This is a genomic window from Planomonospora algeriensis (assembly GCF_977012225.1).
Genome location: NZ_CDRNDK010000775.1, coordinates 1 through 1,874, shown reverse-complemented (window position 1 = coordinate 1,874; position 1,874 = coordinate 1). Strand labels below are relative to the sequence as shown.

The 1,874-nt window shown below is 76.1% G+C and carries 1 protein-coding gene and 1 tRNA gene; both read left to right on the top strand.

The features are described 5' to 3' along the window. Positions 1-1,626: N-acetylmuramoyl-L-alanine amidase (locus tag ACWJ6R_RS35640; protein WP_449066431.1), on the top strand; the 1,626-nt coding region annotated here is incomplete at its 5' end. Between the two features lie 96 nt (positions 1,627-1,722). Then, a tRNA-Gly gene (locus ACWJ6R_RS35635) sits at positions 1,723-1,794 on the top strand. Positions 1,795-1,874: the final 80 nt, after the last annotated feature.

Genomic DNA, 1,874 nt, shown 5'->3' with positions numbered 1-1,874 from the left:
CCGCGCGCTGACCGGGATCTCCCCCGACCGCCTGCGCCGGGACCCGCCGCCAACATCATGGGCGGCGCCGCGCTCCTCGCCGACCACCAGCGGAGCACCGGAGGGCGGCCGGACGCCGGGCCCGCCCACTGGTACGAGGCGGTGGCCCGCTATCCCGGGACCCGCGAGGCCCGGGCCGCGGCGGTCTTCGCCGACGAGGTCTACGCGACGCTCCGCACCGGCGCCGCCCGGATGACCGACGACGGCGAGCGGATGGTCCTGCGCCCGGACCCCGGCCTGACCCCGGCGGTCCCGGCGATCCCCGCGGCCCCGGCGGAGCCCGGCCGCCCGGACCGGGACGGCCGCTCGCCCCGGCGGCTCGTCCCGCGCCAGGACCCCGGAGGCGCCGCGGGGCCCGACTGCCCGCGCGGGGTCTCCTGCGAGTGGATCCCCGCCGCCTACCGGAAGCTGGGCAAGGGCCGCTACGGCAACCACGACCGCTACGAGGGCCGCCGGGAGATCGACTACATCGTCGTCCACGACGGGGAGACGAGCTACGACGCCATGACCCGGCTCGCCGCCGACCCCGCCTACCTGAGCTGGCACTTCACCCTGCGCTCCAGCGACGGCCACATCGCCCAGCACCTGCGCGGCCAGGACATCGGCTGGCACGCGGGCAACTGGTACGTCAACTCCCGCTCCATCGGCCTGGAGCACGAGGGCTACCTGGCCCACGGCGGCGCCTGGTACACCGAGGCGATGTACCGGGCCTCGGCCCGGCTGGTCCGCCACCTCGCCCGCCGGTACGGCGTGCCGCTGGACCGGGCGCACATCCTCGGCCACGACAACGTGCCCGGCGCCACCCCGGCGACCGTGCGCGGCATGCACGAGGACCCGGGCCCCTACTGGGACTGGGAGCACTACTTCGAGCTGCTGGGCCGCCCCTTGGACCGGACCGGCCGGGCGCCGCGACCGGCCCTGGCCGTCCTGGCCGGTCTGACCGGCCGGCGGCCCGCGCGCTCGGTGACGATCCTGCCCCGCTACGCCGTCTACCGGCCCCACTTCACCGGGTGCGGCGGCGGGTCGCGCCCCTGCCCTCCCGCGGGCGCGTCCTCGGTCTGGCTGCGCACCGCCCCGGCGGCCGACGCCCCGCTGGTCAGGGACGTCGGCAAGCACCCGGCCGGCGGCTCCAGCCACAGCGTCTACGACCACGCCGCCCGCGCCTCGACCGGTCAGCGCTACGCCCTGGCCGAGCGCCGGGGCGACTGGACCGCGATCTGGTACCTCGGCCAGAAGGCCTGGTTCCACGACCCCGCCGGCTCCCGGACCTCCGTACGCGCCCGCGGTCCCGTGGTCACCCCCCGGCCGGGCCTGGCCTCGGTGCGGCTGTACGGCAGGCCGTACCCCGAGGCCTCGGCCTACCCGCGCGGGGTGAAGCGGCAGAAGCCGGTACCGCTGCAGTACCGGCTCCCTGCCGGCCAGCGCTACAGCCTCGGCCTGACCCGCCGCGGCTCCCACCTGCGGGCGGTGACCTTCGACCCGTCGAAGCACCGCCTCATCCGGGGCGCGACGCGCTACCACCAGATCCAGTTCGGGCACCGGGTCATGTTCGTCCGGGCGCAGGACGTCGTCCGGCTCCGGGGGTGAGGGTCCCGCGGCCGCGGCGGGCGGCCCGGTTGGGCGCGCGCGCTCCGGGAACGCGCTAGAGTTCTCCCGTGCCCCGGGCGAATTCGCCGGGGACGCGCGGAAGTGGCTCAGTGGTAGAGCATCACCTTGCCAAGGTGAGGGTCGCGGGTTCGAATCCCGTCTTCCGCTCTGACAGGTCCCCCGGGATCTGGCTGGTGGAGTGGCCGAGAGGCGAGGCAACGGCCTGCAAAGCCGTGTACACGGGTTCA